The organism is Sphingomonas alba (assembly GCF_023516555.1).
Taxonomy (GTDB): domain Bacteria; phylum Pseudomonadota; class Alphaproteobacteria; order Sphingomonadales; family Sphingomonadaceae; genus Sphingomicrobium; species Sphingomicrobium album.
In genome coordinates this window covers 580358-605572 of sequence record NZ_JAMGBD010000001.1, presented here as the reverse complement: position 1 = coordinate 605572, position 25215 = coordinate 580358, and the positions used below count along the sequence as shown (strand labels likewise).

Genomic DNA, 25215 nt, shown 5'->3' with positions numbered 1-25215 from the left:
ATCGAGGGCAGGGCAGGAAGCGCGGCGATGAGCGATCTTCAGGACCTCGAACTGCGGGCCCAAACCGAGCCGAATGCCGCCATGGACATGGCCGAGCGGCTGCTGCTGGGCATCGAAACCAAGCCGGACCAGAAGGCGGCCTACAAGATGATCCAGCAGGCCGCACGTCTTGGGCATCCTGATGGGCGCCGGGCCTGGGTTTACATGACCAACGCCGGCATCGGCCGCAAAGCCGATGCCAAGGCGGCGAAGGAAATGCTTGCCGAGCTTGCGCAAGAAGACCGGTTCGCCGCGCTGCAACTGGCCTTCCTCGACCATCTAAGCTGCGAGAAACGCCTCGCCGAGGTTGAGCCGAAGATCATCAGCCAGGACCCTTATATCGCGCTCTACCCGCAACTCTTCAGCCCGGCGGAGTGCCGCTATCTCGCTGTGCTTGGAACGCCGTGGCTGGAGAAAGCGGGAATCCTCGATCTTTCGGGTGAGGGACGGACGGACGAGAAGGTCCGCGACGCGCATTCGTGCAGCATCCCGAACCTGGCGGAGGATCTGATTGTCCAGGCGGTCAACCGCTGCATCGCCAAGGCGACCGGGACCGAGGCCGGCTGGGGCGAGCCGCTCAACATCCTCAAGTACACGCCTGGACAGCAGTACAAGCCGCACCATGACGGCACCGGTTCTGACAATGTGTCGGTGCGGACGCTGACCGCGCTCATCTGGCTCAACGACCAGTTCGAGGGCGGCGAGACCGACTTCCCGAAGATCAACGTCCGGGTCCGCGGCGGCGTCGGCGACATGCTGGTTTTCAAGAACGTCCGCGACGACGGCTCATTCGACGAGCGCATGATCCACGCCGGCCTGCCGGTTACGGAAGGGGTCAAGTGGATGGCGAGCCGTTGGATCCGGACGGAGAATTATTTGAAGTAATCGTGTCCCTGCGAAAGCAGGGACCCAGTCCGGCGAAGCCGCAAAGAAGCGCCGCGCGCGACTGGGCTCCTGCCTTCGCAGGAGCACAAGTCAGAGGACTTCAAACAACCCCGCAGCGCCCATGCCACCGCCGATGCACATGGTCGCGACGACGTATTTCGCGCCGCGGCGCTTGCCTTCGATGAGGGCGTGGCCGGTCAGGCGGGCGCCCGACATGCCGTAGGGGTGGCCGACGGAAATGGCGCCGCCGTCGACGTTCAGCAGGTCGTTCGGGATGCCGAGCTTGTCGCGACAGTAGAGGACCTGCACGGCGAAGGCCTCGTTCAGCTCCCACAGGCCGATATCGTCCATCTTGAGGCCGAACCGGCCGAGCAGCTTCGGCACTGCGAAGACAGGGCCGATGCCCATTTCGTCGGGTTCGGTGCCGGCGACGGCCATGCCGACGTAGCGGCCGAGCGGCTGCAGGCCCTTTTTCTCGGCGACCGAGGCTTCCATGATGACGCAGGCCGATGAACCGTCGCTCAACTGACTGGCATTACCGGCGGTAATGTGCGTGCCGGGGCCAAGCACCGGCTGGAGCGAGGCGAGGCCTTCCAGCGTCGTGTCGGCGCGGTTGCCCTCGTCCTTGCTGAGCGTGATTTCCTTCTGCGAGACCTCGCCGGTTTCCTTGTCCTTGATCATCATGGTCGCGTTGGCGGGGACGATCTCGGCGTCGAAGCGGCCGGCGGCCTGGGCGGCGGCGGTGCGCTGCTGGGATTGCAGCGCATATTCGTCCTGTGCCTCACGGCTGATCTTGTAGCGCTGGGAAACCGTCTCGGCCGTGCCGAGCATCGGCATGTAGACGTCCTTGTGCATGGCGATGAGCGACGGGTCGCCGCTGACGCGCATTTCCGGCGTCTGCACCATGGAGATCGAATCCTGTCCCCCCGCGGCGACCACATCCATCTGGTCGACGATCACTTGCTTCGCGGCGGTGGCGATGGCCATCAGGCCCGACGCGCACTGGCGGTCTATGGTCTGCGCGCTGACGGTCACCGGGCAGCCGGCGCGAAGCGTGACCTGGCGCCCGATATTGCCGGACTGGGTTCCCTGGGTGAGGACGCAGCCCCAGACGACATCGTCGATCTCGCCAGGGTCAATGCCGGCGCGCTCGATCGCGGGGGCCAGCGAAAGAGCACCGAGCGTGGCGCCGGGCGTGGCGTTGAAGGCACCGCGATAGGCGCGGCCGATCGGCGTGCGGGCGGTGGAAACGATGACGGCGTCGCGAGCCATGGATTGTCCTTTTCCCTAGAGTACCAGCAGGCCGATCCAGTCGGCGGTAAGCGCGGTTTTGTCCGAGCCCTCGATTTCGACGAGGACATTGTGATGCATGAGGAACTGGCCGTCGCCGCGCTCCTCGATATTGGCGAGCGTGAACGTGCCGCGGATGCGGGAGCCCTCCGGCACGGGCGCGATGAAGCGGACGCGATTGAGGCCGTAGTTCACCGCCATCTTGGTGTTCGCGGGCACCAGCATGACATCGGCGGCCATGCGGCTGAGGAGCGAAAGCGTCAGGAAGCCGTGGGCGATGGTGCCGCCGAACATGGTTTTGCCGGCGGCTTCCGGATCGACGTGAATGAACTGCCTGTCCTCGGTCGCCTCGGCGAACTCGTCGATGCGCGCCTGATCGATGGCGATCCAGTCGGAAACACCGATCTGGGTGCCGATGCGGGCGGTGATCTCGTCAAGCGAAGCGATGGGCATGGACTGGCGCTCTAGGGCGGGCTCCAGATGCCCGCAAGACCATCTCAGGCCTTGGCAGGCGGCGCGTAGGGCATGACAAGCTTACCGTCGGGCCCGGCCGTGTATGTCGTCTGGGTCGGGTAGGCGAGGGCAAGGCCCTTGGTGTCGAGCGCGCGCAACAGCGCCGTGATGACGGCGGACTTATGCTGCGCCAAGGTATCCTGGTCCTTCGACCGGTCATCGTAAACGCATTCGCAATCGATGCCGTTAGGCCCGATGTTGGTGGCGAGGCAGCGGACGAGCTTGCAGCCGCGTTGGCCTTCAACCGCGGGCCGCGCGATTTCCGCCAGCGCGTCGACGGAGTCGATCGGCGCCTTGTGGACAAGCGTGAATGCGATGACCTGCCGCCGCTGGTTGGACAAAGCGTAATTGTGGATCTCGTTCTCGAGCAGCTTGGTGTTGGCCATGATGACCTGCTCGCCGGTCATGGCGCGCAATCGCGTCGTCTTCAGGCCGATGCGCTCGACGACGGCCGTCGTCGTTCCATAGCGAACGGTGTCGCCACGGCGGAACGGGCGGTCGAACAGGATCGATAGCGCCGCGAACAGGTCCGAGAAAATGCCCTGCGCGGCGAGGCCGATGGCGATGCCGCCGATGCCGAGGCCAGCGACCAGCGCCGTGACGTTGACGCCGAGGTTGTCGAGGATAACGACCAAAGCGACGGCAAAGAAGGCGACGTTGACCAGCACCCGGATGATGGCGGTGGCATTGCCGAGCGTCGTCTCCGTCTCGTCGCCGACCCGGTGCGAGATGACGCCGAGCACCAGTTCGCGGCCCCAGACGGCGGCTTGCAGCGCGGCGACGATGGTGAAGAGAATGTCGACCAGCCGTGCGAAACGGTAGGGCGGCACCGCGTAAGTGAGGACGATCTCGATCGCGGCGACAACCATGAAGGTGACGCCGGTCTTAGCGAGCACCCGGCCGATCACGCCCTTCCAGCTGGAGCAGCCGGGGTCTGCGCGCGACATGGCAGAGCCGACCCAGCGCAGGCCGAGCATGGCGGCGATGATGCCGCCCGCGACGGCGAGGCCGAGCGGCAGGCTTTCGCGGTTCGTCTCCAGCCAGGAGATGATGGCGGGCTTCTCCATTGCGGTCATGGAATGGCGGCAAGCCTCGCCGCAATCAAGCCGAGCGCTTGCGGCGGCGCTTCTGCTGCTTGAGGAATTGGAGGAAGCCGACCTCGGCGCTCGATAGCCAATTGCGGGCGCGGGGGCGTTTCATGCCGCCCAATGGATCGCGCGGATTGTCTTTGGTCGCTTCGATTAGCGACGGGTGGACATAGGATTTGCGGGCCATGGCCGGCGTGTTGCCGAGCGCTTCTGCGACCGGTTCGACCAAAGTCGCGACGCTGATGCGCTTGTCCTCGTCCTTCTTCAGCAGCTGTTCGAAGGCGATGACGCTCGCGCCCCACGTCCGGAAATGCTTGGCGGTGAAGTCCGCCCCGGACGCCTCGCGGATATAGTCGTTGACGTCGGCGCTGTTGACGGCCTGCGGCACGCCGTCGCCGTTGATGTACTGGAAAAGGGCCTGGCCGGGCAGTTCCTGGGCGCGCTTGACGACGCGGGCCAGCCGGGCGTCGGTCAGGCCGATTTCGTGAACGATGCCGTGCTTACCGGTGAAGCGCATCATCAGCCGCCCATGCTTGCGTTTCACATGCCGCGACAGGAGAGTCGTCGCGCCGAAGCTCTTGTTCTCGCGCGCATATTGCCGGTTGCCGACGCGGACCTTTTCTTCGTCGAGCAGGCGGACGACGGCGGCGGCCACGCGGTCCTTGTCGAGCTTCTTGCGCTTCAGATCCTTGTCGACGCGCCGCCTGATCTTCGGCAGGGCCTTTCCGAATTCCTGGCAGCCTTCATATTTGCCGGCCTCGCGGCGGGCGCGGTAATCCTTGTGGTAGCGATATTGCTTGCGGCCGCGGGCATCCACGCCGGTCGCCTGGATGTGCCCGTCCGGATCGGGGCAGAACCAGGCGTCGCCATAGGCCGGCGGGAGTCCGATGGCATTGAGGCGGTCGATCTCGTCGCGGTCGGTGATGCGCTTGCCCTTGGCGTCGAAATAGCCCCAGGCGCGGCCGATGCGCTTGCGGGTGATGCCAGGGGTGTCGAGGTCGGTGTAACGCAACATTGCTCGCACAAAGCCCCTTGCGCGCGCTTGTTCCGGTGGCGCAGTGATCCGCCATGCCCAGCATCGACAAAGCCCGCATCCTGATCATGGCCACCGATGGTTTCGAACAGAGCGAACTGTTCGGCCCGCGCGCGATCCTGCGGGCGCGGGGCGCGGAGGTGATGCTGGCCTCACCAAGCCTGACGCCGATCCAGGCGACGGTGCTCGACGATCCCGGAAAGACGATCCGGCCCGATCTCACCATCGCGGATGCGAAGGTGCAGGACTTCGATGCCCTGGTCTTGCCGGGCGGCGTCATCAATCCCGATGCCCTGCGGACTAACCGGTTCGCGGTCGAGCTGGTGCGGGCCTTCGCCAATGCCAGGAAGCCGGTGGCGGCCATCTGCCACGGACCGTGGCTGCTGGTCGAAGCGGATGTGCTACGTGGGCGCAAGGCGACCAGCTGGAAATCGATCCGCACAGACTTGCGCAATGCGGGGGCCGAATTGTCCGAGGATCGGGTGGTCGTTGATGGCAATTTTATCACCGCGCAGGCGCCCGAAGATGTCGAGGCTTTCACCGAGGCGCTGATCGCGGCGGTCGAGGCCGTCTAAACCCGATCGCAATCTTTTCGGACTAACAGGCGGGCATGCAGAAGGCCCGGTTCGACTGGCTGGCGGAGCTTTGCGGCGCGGGCGCGCTTGCCGCGGCGACCGGCTATGCGGCGCTGAAGATCGCGCCGTCCTTCGCCTTGGCGCCGCCGATGGCGATGACAGCCGCGGGCTTTGCCGGCTTTGTGCTTGGCGCCCTGGCGATGCGGTTGGTGAAGCCGGGTGCGCGGAACCTGCCGATCAGTGGGTTCGCGTTGGCGGACGTCGAAGGCGAGGATTGGCAAGAGCCGCTTTTGCTCGACACGGTCTATGAGGAGCCGCTGCTCCTGGAGTACCGGCTGGAGGAAGAAGAACTGCTCCTTGTGGATCTTGCCGAAGGGGACAGCGCTTTGCTGCTCGTCGATGCCCTGCAGAGGGCGGAACCGGAATCGCGCGTGGTTCAATTGTTCGCCCATCAGCCGATGCCGACGCCGGGCCAGCTCAAGGAACGGATCGACCGGCATTTGGCGGATGCGCCCCGACATCCTTCACCAATGCCCGCACCTGACGCGTCGCAGGCGCTTTATGCTGCGCTCAACGAATTGAAGCGCTCGCTTCGCTAATCACTCTTCGACGGTCAGTGCTTCGATCCGGACGCTGACGGCGCCGTCCGCATGCTCGACCAATGCACCTTCGACGGCGATGTCCGCGACGACATGTCCTGGAATCACGAACTCGGCATCTGGGAGATCGCGGGTCAGGGCCTCGGCGATGGCCGCGGCGCCGGGCCCGGAAATCCTGAGGTCAATCCGGTGCCGTTCACCGCTGAAGGTGAGCGACCGCCAATCGGTCGAGCGGAATTCGCTAAGCAGAATCCTATTTCGGTCGATTCCGGCGCGCGAAAGCAGGGCGCGAAGCAGCCCGGCCGCAGCGGGCGACATGGCCAGCTTCATCATTGGGCAGCCTCCAGGAATCGGCGGATTCGGGCCACGGTTCGAGGCCGCGGTTCACGGCCATTGCGGAGGTCGAAAACGAAGCGCGGGTCGCCCATGGCATCACGGCCGAAACGAGCCGGTGGAATGTTCATAAGGCGCAGGAATTGCTCAACTTCTCTCAATAAATCGCGATATTATACTTGCGATACCCAGAGAGAGTGGAGCGTGTTAGATGAATAGCGCTCGGCTCAGGAGTCTGTGGGATATGCTCAATCGCTTTCGAAGCCGCGAGGTTCTCGGCGCGCTCACCTATGTCGCGCAAACCGAGCGGCGTTATGCGGAAGGCCTGCAAAGGCTGATCGAAGCGGGTGGCGGTTCAGTAACTGCGGCGCAACAGGAGATTGAGGCGCTCCGGAAGGGCTGTGCGAACATGATTGCCGCAGGCGAAGAGTATGAGATCCCCGGCATAGGAAGCGCCGCGCAAGAGGTGCTCGATATCGTTGAAAGCCTAGATGCTAATCCGGTGCTGGATGCGAACGGCGTATCCCACTTCAAACATCACCTTTCCGCACTTCATTCGACCTTCATAAACGTCATCAAGGACATCCCGATTTTCGTTCTATCGACCGGTTCTGTGCGGTTTCTGGAGGGCGACGGGGTCGGCTTTGGGGAAGCGGTCGATGATGCCTTTCCAGACGCCCAGTTCGATGCTTCAGAGGCCAGCAAATGCCGAGGCCTGGAGCGATGGACTGCGTGCGTCATGCACTGCATGCGGGCGCTTGAAACTCCGCTGGTGGCACTGGCCGAGCGCGTCGGAGCTGATACCAGCAAGGAAAACTGGCACGAGCTACTTAAGGGCATCGAAGACGAGCTTAAGGCGCGCTCAAAGAGGGCTGTCGGCGCCGAGGCCGCTCAATTCGAGGCGGAAGCCGCCGCGCACTTCAGGCACATCAAGAACGCGTGGCGGAACCACGCCATGCACAACCGAGAGAACTACGGGGAAGAGCAGGCGGTGCTGATCTACGACAACACCCGCGCGCTGATGCGGCACTTGGCGGAGGAATTGACGGCAGCATAACCGACAAGGAACGCGCCTGAGCGGCTTATCTGGCCCGCCTGTCGATGTTTTCGCGATCAACAATATCCATTTTGCCGGCCTTGTTTCGGGCCATGATCTTGTCTCGAATTTCCCGCATAACTTCGGCGGGCAACACTCCGTAGGCCCAGTCTCCAGAAGGCGTTCGAGAGAACCTTCTTGAGTCCCAATTCACGGTATTCACTTCGCTTGTGAGCACCCACGACGGCTCATCGTCGAGTCCTGCGGCCTTTTTGGCATCAGCAGACAACTCCACGCCCTCCTGAGGCGGTCGCGGCTGACTGTGGGTGATGGCGCAAAGCATCGTTCGCAGCGGTTTGTCGTCCTTAGCCGCTATGGTGACAATGATTGCGCAGGGGCGACGCTTCTCGCCCTCGGCATAGCCTTCGGCCGCTTCGGACGCCCAAAGGTATTCGAAGCGGACGACCTGTCCGTATTGCGGATCAGGTCGTGACACTTAGGCCGGTTGTTTTTTCAGCTCTGGAAGGTGGCTGTAGTCGGCGGAGGCCAGAGCGTTGATCCACTCTGGGTCCAAGTCCTCAACGCGCACAGCTTCGCATGAGTCTTCCAAGCCAGTTTCCCAAGACACTGTGGCCTCAGAAATCTCGCGAGCCTGGACCCACTTCCACGGCAGATGCGTGAGAAAGCTGGTGTGAGACAGGAGGTTCTTCACGTCGTTCATGATATCTCTCAGACCCTTAACAATCAAGAAACGGGTTTTGCTCCCGCTTTTCGGACCAGCTTATCAAGCGCCTCGTCGCCCTTTGCGGGGTCGAGTTCGCCATCTCTGACTAGCTTTTCGGCCTCTTCTTTGAACCGCTTCGACTGCTGCTCCGGTGTCTCTGGGTGCTTCTTTGGAGGCATCAGGCCCTCGCACAAGTTGTTTGGTAGGTAAGGCGCTTGCCGACGATACCAGAAAGCAGGCGGTCGGCGCGATCCGCATCGTTACAGCCGTTGGCCTCGCGGTTGGTGTAGCGGAAATCGAACTCTGCAACGTAGCGGTGCAGGTGCTTCTCGGCGCACCACTGATAAACGCCACGCATGCCGCGCTTGAAGATGCTGAAATAGCCCTCGACGGTGTTGGTGTGGACGTTGCCGTAAGCGTATTCGCCGCGCTTGTGGTTCACCACATCGTGCCCAAGGAAATCCTTGGCGATCTTGGCGCGATAGATGCTGCTTTCGTCGGTCATGATGAAGGTCTCGCTGGCCACATTCTCCCAGACGATCGGCAGGATGTTGGCGCTATCGGCCTTGTCCACGACGAAGGCGCGGCTTTCGCCGGTCTCGCGGTTCACGAGCGCCAGAACAGGCATCTTGTGGTGAGTGCCGCGAGCGACTTCCTTGCCCTTCTTGCGACCGATGTAGGTCTCATCAATCTCAACAATCCCGCCGTCGCCGCCCATCGGAGCGAGACCGCCCGAACGCATGGCCTCGCGGATACGGTGCGACATGAACCAAGCGGTTTTCAGGGTCACGCCCAAGATACGGTGCAGCTGGTTGCTGGAAATGCCCTTCTTGCTGCCGGCGACAAGAAACATGGCCTGGAGCCAGATGTGCAGCGGCACATGCGAACTCTCAAAGATGGTTCCCATGCGAACGGTGAACGGCTTGCGGCACTGGTAGCACTTGTAGAGGCCCTTGCGGGTGGACTTGCCCTGCATCTTGGAGATGCGCTCGACGCCACCACAATGCGGGCAGACAGGCCCTTCCGACCAGACGCGCGCTTCGACGTAAGCGAAGGCTGCATCCTCATCGTGGAAGTGCGGGGCGGAAAGCTGACTAACCATTTCAAATCTCCAATGAATAGGAAGCTATCCTATCGCACTGGGTATGTCAAGTATAATAACGCCCAATAAATGCACGGGAATCCCCAAGACTGGAAGCGACTCGGCCTCAGGGTTTCTTCCAATGCGTTTCCTACTTGTCTAGGCAATATCCTAGGATTAGACACGGCAAATGCCGAATGAGCCAAGAAAGGCGCTTGAACGCCTCTGTGCGGAGCGTGGGGAGGACTTTGCCGGGCTGTCGCGATTTCTTGGCAGGAATCCAGCCTATATCCAGCAGTTCATCCGGCGGGGGACGCCCAAGCGCCTGGGCGAGGACGAACGGCGCAAGCTGGCGCGCTATTTCGGCGTCGCGGAATCGACCTTTGGCGGGCCCGCCGAAGGCGATCTGCCGCCGCCCGGACTGGTGCCGGTGAAACGCGTGCTGGTGCGCGCATCGGCGGGACCGGGAGCAGTGCCCGGACTGGAGCGCGAACATCCCTATTTCGCCTTCGACGAACGATGGCTGAAGGCGCTGACGGGATCGAAGCAGGGCGATTTGTCGATCATCCGCGTCGAGGGCGATTCCATGGCGCCGACGCTGAACGACGGCGACGACATCCTCATTGACCGCGCGGGCTGCGAAGGGAGCCTGCGCGACGGCATCTACGTGCTGAGGGTCGACGACAGCTTGCTGGTTAAGCGGCTCGCGATCCATCCGCTCGGGCGACGAGTCACCGTCCAATCGGACAACCCTGCTTACCCCGATTGGCCCGACTGCGACTTAGGCGACATCCACTGCATCGGCCGGGTGATCTGGGCTGGGCGGAAGATCGTTTGAGCCAGAGTCCGGAATGAGTGGAAAGCGGACATTACGGAAACGCTGAAAGAATCCGTCACTTGCGAGAGGCATCGCTAATGATCTTTGCCCAGTCTTTGATAGTCATGCCGGCTTTGTAGACATTTAAAGGAGGCCGGACATCGTAATGCCCATGTAGATAGGCTGCTATCTCCGTAAAATCGTCACCATGAAGTCCGATGTCTTCGACTACGGGATCGTCGAGGCCGATATCCGCAGGCAGCACCCCTTTGCACTTCGCAACCTCGTTTCTGATGCGAGATTCAATTTCGTCTAATTTGGCCATCGGCGCAGGATCGCAGGGACCGCTAATGACCGCAATGGGTCGAAAGCGGACTCTACCCTCGGCGCCGGTCGACCAGCCAGACACCGACCGCCAGCACGATGCCGATCAGTGTGCCAAGAACCGCGCCTTCCAGCGGCAGGCCGCTCATCAGGCCCCAGATGAACCCGCCGAATATGGCGAGGATCAGGAAGAAACCGCCGGCTGCCTTGTTGCGTGTCGCCATGCGCCGCTCATGGCAGACTAAGGGCGCGCGCTCAACGCGTCTGGCCTAGCTGTTCCATCAGCAAGCCGAACACCGCCGGGTGAAAGGACTTGGTGAAGTTGAGGCCCATCAGGCTGCCGGCGACCCAGCAGACCTCGGCTTCCAGGTTTTCGAAACTGCCAAGCTTGATCCAGACGCAGTCGCCGACATTCGGCCGATCGACGAACTCGACCTTGCAACCCTCGGGCGAGACGTCGAACACCTTGGCCTGGAAGTGGGGCTTGCCGGGCTTGCGCAGGGTGACGGTCGCGGTCACCGGGACACGCTCGCTCTGCCGCGGCCAGTGCGTCTGGCCCGGCGCGTCCTGGACCGTGAAGGCCAGGCCTGCCACGCCATCGTCGTACCAGCGGACGTCGGCTTCGATCAGCCCCATGCGCGACACGCTGAGCCGGATCCTGTCGCCCGGCGTCAAAGGCGCCGAGGATCGTATCCTGCAGCCCTCATAGGACAGATCGACGAGCACCGCTTCGACCGAGCTGCCGTCGGGCAGCATTGCATAGCCATTAAGGTCGACTGCCCGCCGTTCCGGACGCGGTTCAAATGTGTCCAAGAGACACCCCCCCCAGTTGCCGTTAACCTAACTTAAGTTAGCTGGAGTTAAAACCGGTAAACGTTCGACCCGTCATGGCTAACGTTGTGTTGACCGCGTTCATGCGCGGGACGTGAAGCTTCGCCCGTTAAGGCGGGGCGAATGGACGACCTCTTCATCGCCTCCCGCACCAGCCTGACCGACGCCCAGGACCTGATCCGCGAGTTCGGAGGCGAGGCGGCGTTGCAGGCGGCTGTCCGCGCCGAGAAGAGCCGCGAAGCGGAGAACATTTTGAAGTTCTGCCACTGGCGGCAGGTGGAGCGGCTGATCGACGCGCTTCACGGCGACGAACCGCAAGGCACGATCCACTAAGAAATTCGTCCAACTCAGGGCCGTCCGCACTGGCGCCGTTCAGGTGCGCTGGCTAGGCTGCAGTCATGGTATCGGGAGCGATGGGGCGGGGCAGAGCGTACCTGCTGGCCGCGGTAATTTGCGGGCTGGCCTTGCCGTTCCCGGTTTCCGCGCAAGACCCGATGCCGAATTCGGGCGAGCTCGACCCCAATGCGCCGCTCGATCCGATGCCGGACCTGGGCGTCGACTGGCCCGACATGAACCGGCCCGACCCGGTGCCTGCACCAGAGCCTGGGGAGACCGCGCAACCGGCTTCTCAGGAGAGCGAAGCGTCCGCAATCGAAGATGCCGAGGCAACGCGGCGCTATAGCTGGAAGATCGAAGGCATTGGCGGCATCGCCGATGTCGAAGCAATCGAGAAGAGTTTCCACGACCAGTCGGCGCTACGCAAGGACGAGAAGGACGCGGCCAATGCCGCGCAGATCGATCGGCGGGCGCGGGCCGACGCGGACCTGCTCGTGAGCCTGCTTCAATCGCAAGGCTATTATGATGCGACGGTCGATCCCAGCATCAAGCTGGAAGGCGACCGAATCCTTGTGGACCTCAGTGCGACCCCGGGGCCGCGCTACAGTTTCCAGTCGGTCGAGCTGCCCGGGATCGATGCCGGCGGCGAGCGGACAGCCAAGCTGCGCGAGGCGTTTGCGGTCAAGGCCGGAGACCCGGTCGTCGCACAGAAGGTGATCGATGCCGGCGTGGCGCTGAAGGTGGCGCTCGGCGAGGAAGGCTTCGCGCTCGCCGAGATCGGCGACCAGGACATCGTCCTCGACCATGAGCATGCGACGGCGACCCTCGTCTTGCCGATCAAGACCGGACCGGTTGCGCATTTCGGGGAGATCACGGTCACCGGCCAGCCGCCGCTGGGCGCGAAGCATGTCAGCCGCATCGCCCGCTTCCATCCCGGCGACGTGTATGAGCGGTCCGAGGTCGACGATTTACGCCGTGCCTTGATCGCAACCGGACTCGTCGCATCGGTCGAGACCAAGCTGGTGCCGCGCAACGACGGCGGGATCGTCGATGTCGCCGTCCACCTCGAGCCGGCGCCGATGCGTACACTGGCCGGCGAGCTTGGTTACGGCACTGGCGAGGGTGTCCGGCTGGAGGGCAGCTGGACCCACCGCAATTTCTTCAATCCGGAAGGCGCGCTGACCGTTCGCGGCGTCGCCGGCACGCAAGAGCAGTTGGCGGCCGTCACGGTTCGCAGGAACAATTACCTGCGCCGCGACCAGGTGCTGAACGCGCAAATATCGGCGAGCCATCTCGACGTGGACGCGTTTGACGCCAAGACCTTGTCGCTGTCGGGCAGCCTCGAGCGGCAGAGCAATTTCATTTGGCAGAAGAAGTGGACCTGGAGTGTCGGCGGCGAAGTGCTGGCGACGGACGAGCGCGACACGATCGAGGCGACCGGCGAATCGAGGCGCCGGACATTCTACATCGCCGCGCTTCCGCTGAGCCTGAATTACGATGGGAGCGACAGCCTGCTGGACCCGAAGAAGGGCTTCCGCCTGGGCGGCAGGATCAGCCCCGAGGTCAGCTTCCACGCCGGCACTTTCACTTATGCCCGCGCCCAGTTCGACGCGAGCGCCTACCATCCGATGTCGACCAGCGTCGTGCTGGCCGGGCGCATCCGCGTGGGCACGATCGTCGGCGCTTCGCGGGACGACATCGCCCCTTCACGTCGCTTCTATTCAGGCGGCGGCGGTTCGGTCCGCGGCTATGGCTACCAGCGCCTTGGCCCGCACGACATTGACGACGATCCGATCGGCGGCCGCAGCCTTGCCGAGTTCGGTCTTGAAGCGCGGATCCGCCTGAAGGCCTTCGGCGGCAATTTCGGGATCGTGCCCTTCTTCGACGGTGGCACCCTGTCGACCGAATCCCTGCCGGACCTTAGGGACTGGCAATTGGGTGCGGGCCTGGGTGTTCGTTATTATTCCAGCTTCGGCCCGATCCGCGTGGATGTCGGCACTCCGCTCAACCCGCAGCATGGCGACAGCCGGGTCGCCGTCGTGGTCTCGCTGGGCCAGGCCTTCTGATGGCGGAGCTGGCGATCCGGGAAGGGGAGGGAGCCGGCCCGCCGCCGATCAGGATCAAACCGCATTGGTCCCGCCGTCTGGCCGGCGAAGTCGCGACCTTGCTTGTCGCGCTGATGATCCTGCTAAGCATTGCTTTGGTCGCGCTCGACACAGCGCCCGGCCACCGCTGGCTGGTCGACCGGCTGGAGCAGATTGAAACGAAATCCGGCCTCAGGTTCCGCATCGGCCGGATCGAAGGCTCGATCTTCAGCGAAAGCCGGCTCCGCAACGTCCAGGCCCTCGATAGCAAAGGCGTTTTCCTGACGTCTCCCGAGATCAGGCTCGACTGGTCGCCCATGGCCTGGCTGACCAACAGCCTGACCATCGACCGGCTGGAAGCGGATCGGCTGAGGCTGGTCCGCCTGCCGAAGCTCAAGCCGACCGGGCGCAAGGGTCCGACCCTGCCAAAGTTCGACATCCATATCGGCAAGCTCGAGGTCCGTCGCTTCGAAGTCGCGGCGGGAGTGGCGGGCCCGGAGCGGGTGGGCAAGCTGTCGGGCCATGCCGACATCGCCAAGGGCCGCGCCATCGTTCGCCTCGACGGAGCGCTGAAGGGTGGCGACCGGCTGCTGGTCAACCTCGATGCCGAGCCTGACGGCAACAAGTTCGACATCGACGTTCGCGCCAGCGCGCCGGCCAATGGTCTGTTGCCCGCATTGTTCGGGTCGAAGCGGCCGATGAACCTGGTCGTCGAGGGCGACGGCACGTGGAAGCGGTGGCGCGGCCATGCCGTGATGGATCTCGCCGACAAGGCGGTGGCGCGGTTGGCGCTCGGCGCGGATAACGGCCGTTACCAGCTGAACGGGCAGGTCGCCGCCGAGCCCTTCCTCAAGGGCAAGGCGCTGCGACTGGCGGCGCCGGTGATCAGCATTCGCGGAGCCGCGACCTTCCTTCAGCGGCAGCTGGATGGCGAGGTGCGGCTCGCATCCCCCTCATTGCGGGCGGTGGCACGCGGCCGGATCGACATGGCCGAGGGCGCCTACCGGCACGTCCGGCTCGGCGTCGATTTGTTGCGGCCGCCGTCACTGTTCAAGAACATGACCGGTCGCGACGTCCGGCTGGTCTGGACGCTCGATGGCGAGTTCGGGCGCGCCGATTATTCCTATCGCCTCACCTCGCCGAACGTGAAGTTCGACAACACCGGCTTTGTCGATGTGCGCGCCGAGGGCCGCGGCCGCGCTGGTCCGTGGCCGATGAGGGTGCCGCTGCGGCTGCAGGCGCGGGCGGTGACTGGCGTCGGCGATGTCGCCGGCGCGATCCTTGCCAATGCTCGCATCGAGGGCATTCTAGCGATCACCCCTGCACTGGTGCGTGGCGACAATCTGACGCTGAGAAGCGACAAGCTCAGCGGCAAGATTTCGCTGATGATCGATCTCAAGACCGGCAAATTCGACATCGTCATCTCCGGCGGGATGACGCGCTATTTGATCCCCGGCCTCGGCATCGTCGATGTGAAGACCGACTTGCACGTGGTTCCCGGCGCCGGAGGCAAGGCCAGGGTGCTGGGCAAGGCCGAGGCCTGGGTCCGGCGGCTGGACAATAGTTTCTTCAAGGACCTGACAGGCAGCCTGCCGCGATTGACGACCGACCTTGAGCGCACCGAGGACGGGCTCCTGCACCTTTCCAACCTGCAGCTTTATTCGAGCGACCTTCGCCTGTCGGGGACGGGTGTCCGGTTCAAGGACGGCACTTTCCATATCGAGGCGCGGGGCAAGCAGGCGAAATACGGTCCGCTGAAGCTCATCCTCGATGGCCATATCGAGCGGCCGAAGCTCGACATCCTGCTGGACAGCCCGAACGAGGCGATGGGCATCAAGGGCATGCGGCTGCTGCTCGACCCGACCGCGGCGGGGTTCGATTACAAGGCGGCCGGCGGGTCGAAGCTCGGGCCATTCACCAGCAATGGCCGGATTCTGCTTCCGAAAGGCGGGCGAACGGTGATCTCGATCGCCGCATTGAATGTCGCCGGGACGAGCGGGCACGGCGACCTCCGTGCCGATCCGGGCGGTTTCACCGGCGTGCTCGCGCTTGCGGGCGGAGGCATCGACGGAACCCTCACCTTCTCGCCGGTCAATGACGCTCAAAAGATCGAGGCTAACCTCGCTGCCAGCAATGCAAGGATTCCCGGCGTTACGGAAATCGCCATTCGCTCCGGCAAGCTCGACGGCACGATCCTGCTCGAAGAAGGCCGCACCTCGCTCAACGGCACGATGATTGGCCGAGGCATCAATTATGGCGCGGTCAGCCTCGCGCGGCTGACCGTCAACGGAAAGCTGGTGAACGGCGCGGGACAGGTTCGCGCGGCGCTTGCCGGCCGTCGCGGGCAGGCTTTCGAGCTGGTGACACTTGCCGATATCACTCCGGATCAGATCAAGCTCACCGGGCGCGGTCAGATCGAACGGCGCGAGCTGGTGCTGGAAAGCCCGGCGGTGTTGACCAGGGCCGACGGCGGCTGGCAGATTGCGCCGACACGCATCCGCTTTTCAGGCGGACAAGCGACCGTTTCCGGTAGCACCGGCAACCATCCGGAGCTCCACGCTTCCGTGCAGGCCATGCCGCTCGAACTGCTCGACATGCTGTGGCCGAACCTGGACCTGAGCGGCAGCGCCAATGGCCAGCTCAACTATAGCTGGCGCGGTGCCGACGGGATGCCGAACGGCCGTGCCGACCTGCGCATTCGGGGCTTGAGCCGGGCGGGCCTGGTGCTGTCGTCGAAGCCGATCGATGTCGGCCTTGCCGCCGTTCTCCAGGGTGGGAAGGCTGCCATGCGCGCCGTCGCGGTCAGCGAAGGCAAGACGATCGGCCGGGCGCAAGCGCGATTCACGCCAGTGGGACAAGGCCCGATCGTCGCCGCGCTCGCCAATGCACCGATGCTCCTGCAGCTGCGATACGCCGGGCCAGCGGACACATTGTGGCGGCTGTCGGGCGTCGAGGTCTTCGATTTGTCCGGTCCCGTCGCGATCGGCGCCGATATCAATGGCCGCCTGGTGGACCCCGTCATTCGCGGGTCGCTGAGGACCCAGAATGCGCGCATCGAGAGCGCGGTCACCGGCATGGTCGTCACCGGCCTCAACGCCAATGGGCGGTTCGGCGGGTCGCGGCTGGTCCTCGACAGTATCGCCGGGCGGACAGCGGGCGGCTCGATCTCCGGGACCGGCACCGTCAATTTCTCAGGCGGCTCGCCTTCGTTCGATCTCGACTTCAACGTCGACAAGGCCCAGCTTCTCGATCGCGACGATTTGGCCGCAACGGTCACCGGGCCGATTTCCATCCATTCGAGCGGGCACGGCGGGCGCATTTCCGGCCAGCTTCATCTCGACAAGGGCCGATTCACGCTCGGCAAGGCGAGCGCCGCCGCCTCGGTACCGCAGCTCCAGGTCAGGCATGTCGGCCGCGATGAGGACGACGTCATCGAGATTTCTCAGCTTGCTCCCTGGAACCTCGACCTCAAGGTCTCGGGCAAGGACCTCACGGTGCGCGGCCTCGGTATCGACAGCCTTTGGCGGACCGACCTCAAAATCGGCGGGTCTGTCGCGGCGCCGCGCCTGACCGGCGAGGCCGATCTCGACCGCGGCGAATATGAGTTCGCGGGTCGCAGCTTCCGGCTGGAGCATGGCATTATTCGCTTCCGCGGCGAAAGCCCGGTTGATCCCTTGCTCGACATCCGCGCCGAGGCCCAGGTCCAGGGACTCGACGCCAGCGTCAATGTCCGGGGCACGGGCCTTAAGCCGGAAATCACCTTCGCGAGCGTGCCCGCACTGCCGCAGGACGAGCTCTTGTCCCGCATCCTGTTCGGGACATCGATCACGAACCTGTCGGCGCCTGAAGCGATCCAGCTGGCCTCGGCGATCGCCGCGCTCCAATCGGGCAATGGCAGCCTTGATCCGATCAATGCCGTGCGGCGTGCCGTCGGCCTCGACCGGCTGCGGATCGTGCCGGCCGATGTTGCCACCGGGCAGAAGACGTCGATCTCCGCCGGCAAGTATCTCGGTCGCAAATTGTTCGTCGAGGTGATCACCGACGGGCAGGGCTATTCGGCGACACGGGTCGAATATCAGGTCACGCGCTGGCTATCGGTCCTGTCGAGCGTTTCGACCATCGGCCGGGCCAGCGCCAACGTCCGAATCTCCAAGGATTATTAACCACTTTTGGACGAGGCAGTGTTAGTGGAATGCCTGGGGGGAATAGGGTGGACGTCAGTATCGGAGCGCAGGCGGCAGACGGCCCGGATCTGGCCGGCCCCGAAGGGATGACTCTGCGCGCACAGGATACTGGCCGCGATGTCGGCCGTGCCAATTGGCCCGTCGCGCTGCTCATCTTGGCACTGCCGACCGCCTTGGCCCTGTTCATTCAATTCAGCACTTATCCCAATCACGACGTCGCCTGGGTCCTGTGGGGCGCCCGCGAGATGATGCATGGCGCCGTTTACGGGCGCGACATCATCGAGCCCAACCCGCCGCTTGCCTGGTATTTGTCGATGCCGACCAACGTCATCGCTTCGCTGCTGCATGTGCCGCTTGATGTCCCGTTCAAGGTTGCGCTGATGATCGGGGGAATCGCTTCCGCTGCCTGCCTGATCCGGATGCGGCCCGCGGGCATGGACTGGCACCGTTCGGTGCTGCTCGCCGCCGTAGGCATCGCTGTCCTGCTCACCCTCGAGGGACGGGAATTCGGGCAGCGCGAGCCGCTGATGATCATCCTGGTTCTGCCATATCTCGCGCTCAGCGCGCGGCTGGCCGACGGAGGCGCGGTGCCGGGCGCTTCGGGGCGGATCGCCATTGGAATCCTGGCTGGCCTCGGCTTTGCCCTGAAGCCCTATTTCCTGGTCCTGCCCTTGGCGATTGAGGGCGTCCTCTGGTTTTGCGGACAGAGGCCGAGAGCGTTGTTCCGTTGGGAGAATATCGCCGCAGCGGCAGTCATCCTGTTCTACGGGCTCTGGGTGCTCCTGTTTGAACGGGCATATCTTTTGGAGACCATTCCGCTGGTGCGGGAAATCTACTGGTCGTTCGATCAGCCGATTTCGAAGGTCGCCGTTCAGTTGAAGCCTGTGATCCTGGGGACAATTCCATTCGCGGTCATCGCATTCAAGAAGCGCGACGGTTTTGGAATGATCATGGCCGTCGCGTTCGCCGCCTTCGTCTTCTCCTACTTCATCCAGAACAAGGGGTACGACTATCACGCGGTGCCAGCGCGGGCGGTTGCGCTCCTGCTTGTGGCTCGATTTGTCCTGGACCAAAACCTCGGACTTCTATGGCGAATTGGCGCCGCAGCCTTGACGGCGTTGTTCCTCACGCTCTGGCAGGTCGAATTCATTCGCTGGTGGCCTGAGGCCCGCCCGGGTGGCCGCCTGCATCGGCAGATTGAGCGGATCGATGCGTCGATTGCCCGGCACGCAGCGGGCGACCGCTTCTTCGTTATCACCGTCCGGACCTATCCGAACTTCCCGGCGGGAATTTACGCGCCGGCGCAATATGGCTCGCGGACGAATGCCCAATGGTTCCTGCCAGCGGTCATGCAACTGCGGACCAAGGGCGAACGGTCACAATCGATCGAAAGGCATGCGCGCGACTTCATCCTTTACGACCTTCGGAAGAAACCGGCGCTTGTGCTCCTGGACACCAACACCAGGGGGCATACGCAAGGGCCCAGCCACTTCGACATCCTCGGGTTCTACGGTGAGGATCCGGCATTCCGGAGCGAATGGGTGCATTATCGGGAGATCGGGAATATCGGCCAGTTCCGGCAGTTCGTCCGGATCGATGCGCGGGGAGGCGGCCGATGACTGCAGGAAAGCCGGCGTCGCGGATCGCCGTCGTCATCCCCTGCTACAATGTCGCGTCGTCGATCGAGGACGTCGTCGCAAATATCCCCGCCGACATTTGGCGCGTCTACTGCGTCAATGACTGCAGCAAGGACCACACCGCCGCGGCGACTGCAAAGCTCGCGAAAAGCGATCCGCGCGTCGTCGCAGTGTCGCGCGAAGAAAACGGCGGCGTTGGTGCCGCATTCCTGGAGGGCATGACTCGCGCGCTGGCCGATGGCGCCGACATCATCGTCAAGGTTGATGGCGACGGGCAAATGAACGGTGCCTTCGTGCCGGATTTCGCCAAGCCGATCCTGGACGGCGAGGCTGATTACGTGAAGGGCAACCGGTTCTTCGACATCGAGCATGTGCTGCAGATGCCGCGGCTAAGGCTGGTCGGAAACGCGGGCCTTTCGTTCTTTTCGAAGCTTTCGACGGGTTATTGGCACTTGTTCGATCCGGCGAACGGATATGTCGCCATCCATTCGGAAGTTGCGCGATTGATTCCGGTCGACAAGCTGCATTCCGGCTACTTCTTCGAATCCGACATGCTGTTCCGGCTTTCGATCCTGCGGGCGAAGGTGATCGAGCTGCCGCTGGAAACGGTCTACGGAGACGAGATCAGCCACCTCAGCGCCTGGAAGTGTCTGGTGACCTTCCCGTTCCTGCATCTGCGTAATTTCATCAAGCGGTTCTTCTACAACTACCTGCTGCGCAATTTCAGCATTGGCTCGATCGCGCTGCCAATGGGGATCGTCATGATCCTGTTCGGTGCGACCTATGGCCTGATCGAATGGGTGCACAGCATCGCCAGCGATGAGCCCGCGACCGCCGGTACCGTGATGTTGAGTGCATTGCCGGTGTTGGTCGGAATCCAGCTCATCCTGAGTTTCCTTGGACAGGACATTGCGTCGATTCCTGACCAGCCAGTTCACCAGCGGATCGTGCACAAGAAGACGATCGTGACGCCGGGCCGCCAACGAGGGACTAAATGATCAACAAGCTCGACTATGTGAAGAAGCGTCAGAAGCTGCTGCGCGAAGCCATTGAATATAAAAAGGATTTCGAGGCGTGGGAGGAGAGCTGCGTGCCCTCCTATTGCCACCCGAACCCGTTCGCCGCCGGCATCAGCTGGATGCGCCTGTTTGCAGCGAAGGAACTGGCGGAGCGCAACGGCCCGCCGCTGAAGCGCGTGCTCGATTTCGGATCTTCGATCGGCGAAGTGGGTCACCTTTTTCCAAAAGCGACCCAATATGACTTCATCGAAGGCGATGAGTTGCCGGCGAAGTTCCTCAAGAAGCAGCTGCCGAAGGCCAAGCGGACGACTTTGGAGAAGGCGCCGGACGGCGCTTACGACCATGTGTTCGCCATCGACTCTCTGGAGCACAACACGAACTACGCGGAATTGCTCGACGTGCTGGTCGGCAAGCTCGCGCCGGGCGGCGTCTTTATCCTTTCGGGGCCGACTGAGAATTGGCTTTACAAATTCGGGCGGAAGCTCGCGGGCTTCGAAGGCCATTATCACGAGACCAACATCCACGCGATCGAAGCCGCCGCCGCCAAACGCCTCGAACGCCGGGGGGTAAAATCGATCCTGCCGGTAGCGACCCTGTTCCGCGTGACGGCATGGCAGAAGAAGTAATGCAGGCTGGCGGGTCCCGGTTCGACCGGACGATCAACCGCCTGATTGGCATCCTGCCGGAGCCGCTGCGCACCGTCGTGCTGCAGATGTCGCGCTATGCCATCGCCGGCCTTGTCATCACGCTCGCGCTCGCGGCCAGCTATTGGGTGCTGGCCGAACATGGCGGCGTCGACCCCATGCTGTCGTTCGCGATCGTCTTCGTGGTGTTCGCGGGCATCAGCTACGTCACCCACGGCGCCTTCAGCTTCAGGGGGCATGGCGCGCGTGACCGGCATCATGTGCGCGCTTCGCGATATCTGGCCGTTTCGCTTTTTGGTTTTGTGCTCAACCAGTTTTTCGTCTGGTTCCTGGTCAAGTATCTGGGCGGCGCGACCTGGTGGCCGACCATCCCGATGGTATTTGTGACGCCGCTCATCCTCTTCGCGCTAATGCGCAAATACGTCTACGCCTGAGGGCTAATCCTTGCGCCAGCCGCAAGCGGCGCTACGCTCTCCCCGAAATAGGGGAGGCGACATGGAAAACTGGAATTTCCGCAAGGTTGTGGTGCCGCGCGAGGAAATGCCCGAGCATCACCGGCTGAAGCAGACCCTTTCCTGGCCGCACCTCATCGCGCTCGGCGTCGGCGCCATCGTCGGCACCGGCATCCTGACCCTGATCGGCGTCGGCGCCGGTAAAGCCGGCCCCGCGGTCATCCTCTCCTTTGCCATTGCCGGCGTGATCTGCGCCTGCGCCTCGCTCGCTTATGCCGAGGTGGCGACGATGATCCCGGCGTCGGGATCGGCCTACACCTACTCCTATGTCGTCTTTGGCGAGCTGGTCGCGTGGATGATCGGCGTCGCCCTCATCCTCGAATACACCCTGGTGGTTAGCGCGGTTGCAGTCGGCTGGTCCGGTTACGCCGCAGGCTTTCTCAATTCGATCGGGATGGGATTGCCCGATGCGCTGACGAAGGGGCCAGAGCTTGGCGGCATCATCAACGTGCCGGCCATCTTCATCATCGTGGTCGTCGCTAGCTTGCTGATCGCCGGCACGCGTGAGAGTGCGACCCTCAACGCCATCCTCGTCATCATCAAGCTGGCGGCCCTGGCTCTATTTCTCGCCGTCGCGTTCCCCGTCTTCAACGGCGCCCATTTCGAGCCGTTCATGCCCTTCGGTTTTCCACGCACAGGCGAGTCCGGCCACGAAGTCGGAGTGATGGCAGCGGCGGCCATCATCTTCTTCGCCTTCTACGGGTTCGATGCCATCGCGACGGCCGCCGAAGAGGCCAAGAATCCGGGCCGCGACCTCGCTATAGGCATCGTCGGCTCCATGGCCATTTGCGTTCTCATTTACATGGCGGTCGCGGCCGCCGCGATCGGCGCGGTGGCCTACACCGGCTTTGCCGACAGCCCCGAACCGCTGGCGCTCATCCTGCGCGAGATCGGGCAGCCGTGGGCGGCGCGAGTGCTCGGCGCATCCGCCGTGATTGCCTTGCCGACGGTCATCCTCGCATTCTTCTACGGCCAGAGCCGCATTTTCTTCACGGTCGCCCGAGACGGTTTGCTGCCTGGCAAGCTGGCCCGCGTATCGAGCCGTGGGACGCCGGTCCGAATCACGATCTTCACGGCTATTGTTACGTCGGTCTTTGCCGGCCTGATCCCCCTGACGGCGATTGCTGCGCTCGCCAACGCCGGCACTCTGGCGGCGTTCGTCGCGGTGTGCGCTGCCATGCTGGTGCTTCGCCATCGCGAGCCCAACCGCGAGCGCAAGTTCAAGGCGCCGCTCCCGTGGGTGGTGGGGATCGTCGGCATCCTCGGCTGCATGTACCTGTTCATCAGCCTTCCCAACCGGACGCAGATCTTCTTCATCATCGCCCAGATCATCGGGATGCTGGTCTATTTCGCCTACGGCGGCCGGGCGGCGGAGAAGGCCCGCTCGAATGCGTGATGCGCGGCGGCTGAAGAATATCATCGGCGGTTCGGCGGGGAACCTCGTCGAATGGTTCGACTGGTACGTCTACGCCGCCTTCGGACTCTATTTCGCCTCGGCCTTCTTCCCGAAGGGCGACCAGACCGCGCAGCTGATGCAGACCGCCGCGGTCTTCGCGGTGGGGTTCGTCGTCCGGCCGATCGGGGCCTGGTTGATGGGCATTTACGCCGATCACAAAGGCCGCAAGGCGGGCCTGACGCTGTCAGTGTCGCTGATGTGCGCGGCGTCGTTGCTCATCGCTGTTGCACCTACCTACGAACAGGTGGGGCTATTCTCGCCGCTGATCTTGTTGGCCGCTCGTTTGCTGCAGGGCATCAGCCTCGGCGGCGAATATGGGTCGAGCGCGACCTATTTGTCGGAAATCGCCGACCGCGAGCGGCGCGGCTTCTGGTCGAGCTTCCAATATGTGACGATCATCGGCGGACAATTGACGGCGCTTGCCTTGCTAGTGCTCCTGCAATTCCTACTCGGGGAGCAGGCAATGCAGGACTGGGGCTGGCGCCTCGGCTTCTACGCCGGTGCCGTCCTTGCCATCGTCGTATTCTTCATTCGCCGGAGCCTGGACGAGACGCTCAGCTTCGCGAACGTGCAGACCAAGGTGGATCGGCCCAAGTCGACGGCGCGGAGCCTGTTTCGCGAGCATCCGCGCCAGGCCTTCCTGGTCATGGCGCTGACTGCTGGCGGAACCGCGGCCTTTTATGCCTATACGATCTACCTGCAGAAATTCCTGGTGAACACGAGCGGCTTCGACCGCGCGACGGCGTCGCAAATCATGACCGTGGCGCTTTCGATCATGCTGGTCATCCAGCCGTTCGCCGGGCGCCTGTCGGACAAGGTCGGTCGCCGGCCGATGATGATCTTCTTCGGCGCCAGCGCGATGCTGCTGACCTATCCGATCTTCACAACCCTGGAGCAGACCAGAAGCGTGCCGGCCGCCTTCGCGCTCGTCATGGCCACGCTGATCATCGTCACCGGCTACACATCGATCAACGCCATCATCAAGGCGGAGATGTTCCCGGCGCACATCCGGGCACTTGGCGTTGCGCTACCCTTCGCGATCGCCAATGCGATTTTCGGCGGGACGGCGGAATATGTCGCGCTCTACCTCAAGAACATCGGGCACGAGCGCTGGTTCTATATCTACATCTCGGCGCTCGCGGCGATGTCGCTCATCGCCTATGTCCGCATGCGCGAGACCAAGACCAATAGCCTTATTGAGGAAGATTGAGCTGAAGGCGCATTAGCGCTTCAGGAAGCCCTCGAGCTCGCCCTTGAGCTCCGGAAGCGAAAGCCGGTCCGCCCACGGCGAGCGCCGGTCTTCGCCCGGGCCGAAATAGGTCGGCTCTTTCCACAGGTGCGATGTGACTTCAGGCTTGGCGTTCGCCAGGCAGGCAATGTCGAAGGCTTCGTGGAACTTGAGGCCCACCTGATCGCCCCGCGACCAGCTGACAGTCGCGAAATGCTGGCCGGCACCGCCAAGGTCCAGGAGGATTTCGGCGCCAGCAGGAAAGGGGCGCTCGCTCTCCACCAGCACACCGCTTTCGGAGATGTTGCGCAGGCGAACAGTGGTCGTGTCGTGATCGAAGTGAACGGCGCCCGACCAGATCAAGGGATGGCGACGGCCGGACCGGCGCTGGCCGGTCCGCTGGTCGTCGTCTTCGGCCCGCTCCTCCGTCGCGACTTCCGGGAAGTTGCGCTCGATCGTGTCCAGCAACATTGCGTCGCGCTTGGCGACGTCGCCACTGACCTGGGTTTCGTGCGCGAACTCGAGGCCGATGCGGTCGCCCTTGATCCAGCGGACTGCACATTCGACCGACCCATTGTCGTCCAGCTCCAGCTCGACTTCCTGCCAGAGCTTCAGTGGCACGTTGGTGCAGATCATCGCGCCGCCGCCAGACAGGTTGACCAGGTCGACGACATATTTCCGGCGGCCGACCTTCAGTTGGGCTTCGCCGTCGCCCAGGAATTCTCGGCTCTCGGCACGCTGGTTGATGGTGCGAGCCTCACCGCGCGGCACATGCAGGGCATTGTCGCCTTCCTGCGAAGCCTTGGGCTTCTTGGCCGGCAGAAGCTGTCCCTCAGGGGCCGGTCCGCCCAGAATCTGGTCACGAAAACTGTTCATTAGTCGGAGCCCTATGCCTTGGCACCCGACAATGATGATCGAAGAAGGTTACGATCCGGTAAGCCCGACGC

Annotated in this window: 26 protein-coding genes; 14 read left to right on the top strand and 12 right to left on the bottom strand. The window is 63.4% G+C overall.

Translation table 11 applies throughout. From position 1 onward, the window contains the following. The first annotated feature begins 27 nt into the window (after window positions 1-27). Window positions 28-924 (top strand): prolyl hydroxylase family protein, encoded by an 897-nt coding sequence (locus LZ536_RS03135; protein WP_249846838.1) that lies wholly within the window; start codon window positions 28-30, stop codon window positions 922-924. 90 nt (window positions 925-1014) lie between these two features. On the opposite strand, the gene LZ536_RS03130 is transcribed toward LZ536_RS03135, so the two are convergent. Genes LZ536_RS03130 through LZ536_RS03115 form a run of 4 tightly spaced genes read right to left on the bottom strand, consistent with a single transcriptional unit; the run spans window position 1015 to window position 4830 of the window. After that, a complete protein-coding gene (locus LZ536_RS03130; protein WP_249846837.1) occupies window positions 1015-2196 on the bottom strand; it encodes an acetyl-CoA C-acyltransferase in 1182 nt (393 codons plus the stop codon). Window positions 2197-2211: 15 nt separating this feature from the next. After that, complete coding sequence (locus tag LZ536_RS03125; RefSeq protein ID WP_249846836.1) at window positions 2212-2667, bottom strand: MaoC family dehydratase; 456 nt, start codon at window positions 2665-2667, stop codon at window positions 2212-2214. Window positions 2668-2711: 44 nt separating this feature from the next. Next, window positions 2712-3803, bottom strand: coding sequence for a mechanosensitive ion channel family protein (locus LZ536_RS03120; RefSeq protein WP_249846835.1), 1092 nt, complete (start codon window positions 3801-3803; stop codon window positions 2712-2714). 25 nt (window positions 3804-3828) lie between these two features. Then, window positions 3829-4830 carry a DNA topoisomerase IB gene (locus LZ536_RS03115; RefSeq protein ID WP_249846834.1) on the bottom strand — a complete coding sequence of 334 codons (1002 nt, stop codon included), beginning with the start codon at window positions 4828-4830 and terminating at the stop codon, window positions 3829-3831. 53 nt (window positions 4831-4883) lie between these two features. Here LZ536_RS03115 and LZ536_RS03110 point away from each other — a divergent pair, with 53 nt between their 5' ends. Together LZ536_RS03110 and LZ536_RS03105 are read left to right on the top strand one after the other, a co-directional pair. Continuing rightward, window positions 4884-5423, top strand: coding sequence for a type 1 glutamine amidotransferase domain-containing protein (locus LZ536_RS03110; protein ID WP_249846833.1), 540 nt, complete (start codon window positions 4884-4886; stop codon window positions 5421-5423). 35 nt (window positions 5424-5458) lie between these two features. Beyond that, window positions 5459-6022 carry a hypothetical protein gene (locus tag LZ536_RS03105; protein ID WP_249846832.1) on the top strand — a complete coding sequence of 188 codons (564 nt, stop codon included), beginning with the start codon at window positions 5459-5461 and terminating at the stop codon, window positions 6020-6022. Here LZ536_RS03105 and LZ536_RS03100 read toward each other — a convergent pair whose 3' ends face one another. Further along, window positions 6023-6355, bottom strand: a complete 333-nt coding sequence (locus tag LZ536_RS03100) for a gp17 family tail completion protein (protein ID WP_249846831.1) — start codon at window positions 6353-6355, stop codon at window positions 6023-6025. It lies immediately after the preceding gene. Between the two features lie 409 nt (window positions 6356-6764). Here LZ536_RS03100 and LZ536_RS03095 point away from each other — a divergent pair, with 409 nt between their 5' ends. Then, window positions 6765-7412 (top strand): hypothetical protein, encoded by a 648-nt coding sequence (locus tag LZ536_RS03095; protein WP_249846830.1) that lies wholly within the window; start codon window positions 6765-6767, stop codon window positions 7410-7412. Window positions 7413-7437: 25 nt separating this feature from the next. Here LZ536_RS03095 and LZ536_RS03090 read toward each other — a convergent pair whose 3' ends face one another. From LZ536_RS03090 to LZ536_RS03080, 3 genes are all read right to left on the bottom strand, one after another. Next, the gene (locus LZ536_RS03090; RefSeq protein WP_249846829.1) at window positions 7438-7887 is read right to left on the bottom strand and encodes a type II toxin-antitoxin system PemK/MazF family toxin; all 450 of its coding nucleotides are present in this window, start codon (window positions 7885-7887) and stop codon (window positions 7438-7440) included. Next, window positions 7888-8112, bottom strand: coding sequence for a hypothetical protein (locus LZ536_RS03085; RefSeq protein WP_249846828.1), 225 nt, complete (start codon window positions 8110-8112; stop codon window positions 7888-7890). It abuts the gene before it with no gap. 181 nt (window positions 8113-8293) lie between these two features. Next, window positions 8294-9217 (bottom strand): IS1595 family transposase, encoded by a 924-nt coding sequence (locus LZ536_RS03080; protein ID WP_249846827.1) that lies wholly within the window; start codon window positions 9215-9217, stop codon window positions 8294-8296. Window positions 9218-9386: 169 nt separating this feature from the next. Here LZ536_RS03080 and LZ536_RS03075 point away from each other — a divergent pair, with 169 nt between their 5' ends. After that, window positions 9387-10034 (top strand): S24 family peptidase, encoded by a 648-nt coding sequence (locus LZ536_RS03075; protein ID WP_249846826.1) that lies wholly within the window; start codon window positions 9387-9389, stop codon window positions 10032-10034. A 55-nt stretch (window positions 10035-10089) separates the two neighbouring features. Here LZ536_RS03075 and LZ536_RS03070 read toward each other — a convergent pair whose 3' ends face one another. Genes LZ536_RS03070 through LZ536_RS03060 form a run of 3 tightly spaced genes read right to left on the bottom strand, consistent with a single transcriptional unit; the run spans window position 10090 to window position 11150 of the window. Then, entirely contained in the window at window positions 10090-10338 is a 249-nt protein-coding gene (locus LZ536_RS03070) for an acyl carrier protein (RefSeq protein WP_249846825.1), read from the bottom strand. Window positions 10339-10390: 52 nt separating this feature from the next. Further along, the gene (locus LZ536_RS03065) at window positions 10391-10561 is read right to left on the bottom strand and encodes a hypothetical protein (protein ID WP_249846824.1); all 171 of its coding nucleotides are present in this window, start codon (window positions 10559-10561) and stop codon (window positions 10391-10393) included. Window positions 10562-10592: 31 nt separating this feature from the next. Further along, window positions 10593-11150 (bottom strand): PilZ domain-containing protein, encoded by a 558-nt coding sequence (locus LZ536_RS03060; protein ID WP_249846823.1) that lies wholly within the window; start codon window positions 11148-11150, stop codon window positions 10593-10595. Window positions 11151-11291: 141 nt separating this feature from the next. On the opposite strand from LZ536_RS03060, the gene LZ536_RS03055 reads away from it, so the two are divergent. The 9 genes from LZ536_RS03055 to LZ536_RS03015 all read left to right on the top strand — a co-directional run bounded on the left by LZ536_RS03055 (window position 11292) and on the right by LZ536_RS03015 (window position 24250). After that, on the top strand, window positions 11292-11501 hold the full coding sequence (locus LZ536_RS03055; RefSeq protein WP_249846822.1) for a hypothetical protein: 210 nt from the start codon (window positions 11292-11294) through the stop codon (window positions 11499-11501). 80 nt (window positions 11502-11581) lie between these two features. Beyond that, complete coding sequence (locus tag LZ536_RS03050; RefSeq protein WP_249846821.1) at window positions 11582-13570, top strand: autotransporter assembly complex protein TamA; 1989 nt, start codon at window positions 11582-11584, stop codon at window positions 13568-13570. Next, a complete protein-coding gene (locus LZ536_RS03045) occupies window positions 13570-17751 on the top strand; it encodes a translocation/assembly module TamB domain-containing protein (RefSeq protein WP_249846820.1) in 4182 nt (1393 codons plus the stop codon). Before LZ536_RS03050 ends, LZ536_RS03045 begins: the two co-directional genes overlap by 1 nt. Window positions 17752-17798: 47 nt before the next feature. Next, complete coding sequence (locus tag LZ536_RS03040) at window positions 17799-19391, top strand: hypothetical protein (protein ID WP_249846819.1); 1593 nt, start codon at window positions 17799-17801, stop codon at window positions 19389-19391. Then, the gene (locus LZ536_RS03035; protein ID WP_249846818.1) at window positions 19388-20407 is read left to right on the top strand and encodes a glycosyltransferase family 2 protein; all 1020 of its coding nucleotides are present in this window, start codon (window positions 19388-19390) and stop codon (window positions 20405-20407) included. The genes LZ536_RS03040 and LZ536_RS03035 overlap by 4 nt, the downstream gene beginning before the upstream one ends. After that, window positions 20404-21054: a class I SAM-dependent methyltransferase gene (locus tag LZ536_RS03030; protein WP_249846817.1), complete on the top strand. Its 651-nt coding sequence runs from the start codon at window positions 20404-20406 to the stop codon at window positions 21052-21054. Before LZ536_RS03035 ends, LZ536_RS03030 begins: the two co-directional genes overlap by 4 nt. After that, window positions 21039-21506 carry a GtrA family protein gene (locus LZ536_RS03025; RefSeq protein ID WP_249846816.1) on the top strand — a complete coding sequence of 156 codons (468 nt, stop codon included), beginning with the start codon at window positions 21039-21041 and terminating at the stop codon, window positions 21504-21506. Before LZ536_RS03030 ends, LZ536_RS03025 begins: the two co-directional genes overlap by 16 nt. Before the next feature lie 61 nt (window positions 21507-21567). Next, a complete protein-coding gene (locus LZ536_RS03020; RefSeq protein ID WP_249846815.1) occupies window positions 21568-22980 on the top strand; it encodes an amino acid permease in 1413 nt (470 codons plus the stop codon). Next, a complete protein-coding gene (locus LZ536_RS03015) occupies window positions 22973-24250 on the top strand; it encodes an MFS transporter (protein WP_249846814.1) in 1278 nt (425 codons plus the stop codon). Before LZ536_RS03020 ends, LZ536_RS03015 begins: the two co-directional genes overlap by 8 nt. 12 nt (window positions 24251-24262) lie before the next feature. Here the strand turns inward: LZ536_RS03015 and LZ536_RS03010 are convergent, their stop codons facing one another. After that, a complete protein-coding gene (locus LZ536_RS03010; protein ID WP_249846813.1) occupies window positions 24263-25144 on the bottom strand; it encodes a PilZ domain-containing protein in 882 nt (293 codons plus the stop codon). Between the last annotated feature and the right edge of the window lie 71 nt (window positions 25145-25215).

What these genes read in the sequence shown, in the direction of transcription:
- LZ536_RS03025 (WP_249846816.1), top strand. Translation starts at nt 21,039, where the DNA reads ATGGCAGAAGAAGTAATGCAGGCTGGCGGGTCCCGGTTCGACCGGACG.
- LZ536_RS03075 (WP_249846826.1), top strand. Translation starts at nt 9,387, where the DNA reads ATGCCGAATGAGCCAAGAAAGGCGCTTGAACGCCTCTGTGCGGAGCGT.
- LZ536_RS03080 (WP_249846827.1), bottom strand. Translation starts at nt 9,217, where the DNA reads ATGGTTAGTCAGCTTTCCGCCCCGCACTTCCACGATGAGGATGCAGCC.
- LZ536_RS03050 (WP_249846821.1), top strand. Translation starts at nt 11,582, where the DNA reads ATGGGGCGGGGCAGAGCGTACCTGCTGGCCGCGGTAATTTGCGGGCTG.
- LZ536_RS03070 (WP_249846825.1), bottom strand. Translation starts at nt 10,338, where the DNA reads ATGGCCAAATTAGACGAAATTGAATCTCGCATCAGAAACGAGGTTGCG.
- LZ536_RS03030 (WP_249846817.1), top strand. Translation starts at nt 20,404, where the DNA reads ATGATCAACAAGCTCGACTATGTGAAGAAGCGTCAGAAGCTGCTGCGC.
- LZ536_RS03130 (WP_249846837.1), bottom strand. Translation starts at nt 2,196, where the DNA reads ATGGCTCGCGACGCCGTCATCGTTTCCACCGCCCGCACGCCGATCGGC.
- LZ536_RS03035 (WP_249846818.1), top strand. Translation starts at nt 19,388, where the DNA reads ATGACTGCAGGAAAGCCGGCGTCGCGGATCGCCGTCGTCATCCCCTGC.
- LZ536_RS03110 (WP_249846833.1), top strand. Translation starts at nt 4,884, where the DNA reads ATGCCCAGCATCGACAAAGCCCGCATCCTGATCATGGCCACCGATGGT.
- LZ536_RS03015 (WP_249846814.1), top strand. Translation starts at nt 22,973, where the DNA reads ATGCGTGATGCGCGGCGGCTGAAGAATATCATCGGCGGTTCGGCGGGG.
- LZ536_RS03055 (WP_249846822.1), top strand. Translation starts at nt 11,292, where the DNA reads ATGGACGACCTCTTCATCGCCTCCCGCACCAGCCTGACCGACGCCCAG.
- LZ536_RS03095 (WP_249846830.1), top strand. Translation starts at nt 6,765, where the DNA reads ATGATTGCCGCAGGCGAAGAGTATGAGATCCCCGGCATAGGAAGCGCC.
- LZ536_RS03045 (WP_249846820.1), top strand. Translation starts at nt 13,570, where the DNA reads ATGGCGGAGCTGGCGATCCGGGAAGGGGAGGGAGCCGGCCCGCCGCCG.
- LZ536_RS03065 (WP_249846824.1), bottom strand. Translation starts at nt 10,561, where the DNA reads ATGGCGACACGCAACAAGGCAGCCGGCGGTTTCTTCCTGATCCTCGCC.
- LZ536_RS03120 (WP_249846835.1), bottom strand. Translation starts at nt 3,803, where the DNA reads ATGACCGCAATGGAGAAGCCCGCCATCATCTCCTGGCTGGAGACGAAC.
- LZ536_RS03135 (WP_249846838.1), top strand. Translation starts at nt 28, where the DNA reads ATGAGCGATCTTCAGGACCTCGAACTGCGGGCCCAAACCGAGCCGAAT.
- LZ536_RS03010 (WP_249846813.1), bottom strand. Translation starts at nt 25,144, where the DNA reads ATGAACAGTTTTCGTGACCAGATTCTGGGCGGACCGGCCCCTGAGGGA.
- LZ536_RS03105 (WP_249846832.1), top strand. Translation starts at nt 5,459, where the DNA reads ATGCAGAAGGCCCGGTTCGACTGGCTGGCGGAGCTTTGCGGCGCGGGC.
- LZ536_RS03100 (WP_249846831.1), bottom strand. Translation starts at nt 6,355, where the DNA reads ATGATGAAGCTGGCCATGTCGCCCGCTGCGGCCGGGCTGCTTCGCGCC.
- LZ536_RS03085 (WP_249846828.1), bottom strand. Translation starts at nt 8,112, where the DNA reads ATGAACGACGTGAAGAACCTCCTGTCTCACACCAGCTTTCTCACGCAT.
- LZ536_RS03020 (WP_249846815.1), top strand. Translation starts at nt 21,568, where the DNA reads ATGGAAAACTGGAATTTCCGCAAGGTTGTGGTGCCGCGCGAGGAAATG.
- LZ536_RS03115 (WP_249846834.1), bottom strand. Translation starts at nt 4,830, where the DNA reads ATGTTGCGTTACACCGACCTCGACACCCCTGGCATCACCCGCAAGCGC.
- LZ536_RS03125 (WP_249846836.1), bottom strand. Translation starts at nt 2,667, where the DNA reads ATGCCCATCGCTTCGCTTGACGAGATCACCGCCCGCATCGGCACCCAG.